Below are 342 nucleotides of genomic sequence, written 5' to 3'. Positions count from 1 at the left end.
AAGCGCTGTGAGGCGTTGAGCTAACCAATACTAATTGCCCGTGAGGCTTGACCATATAACACCCAAGCAATTTGAGTAGGCTTTGTAAGCAAAGCGACCAGATTGCGGTGTGTGAAGACGATACAAACCGAAAGTTTGCAATTCACAAAACACCGACTCTATTACATACCCATTCGCTGGAGCGTTACGTACGTAACGACCTGGCTACCGAATTTCTTGACGACCATAGAGCATTGGAACCACCTGATCCCATCCCGAACTCAGTAGTGAAACGATGCATCGCCGATGGTAGTGTGGGGTTTCCCCATGTGAGAGTAGGTCATCGTCAAGATTAAATTCCAA

The 342-nt window shown here is 47.1% G+C and carries 1 rRNA gene; it reads left to right on the top strand.

The features are described 5' to 3' along the window. Nucleotides 1-215: 215 nt before the first annotated feature. Nucleotides 216-331, top strand: a 5S ribosomal RNA gene (gene rrf / locus GHO25_RS25840). Nucleotides 332-342 lie beyond the last annotated feature (11 nt).

It is taken from the genome of Pseudomonas sp. FSL R10-1350, from assembly GCF_009600525.1.
Classification (GTDB): domain Bacteria; phylum Pseudomonadota; class Gammaproteobacteria; order Pseudomonadales; family Pseudomonadaceae; genus Aquipseudomonas; species Aquipseudomonas helleri.
Note: the sequence above shows the minus strand (reverse complement) of the source record. Positions and strands in the feature narration are given on the sequence as shown.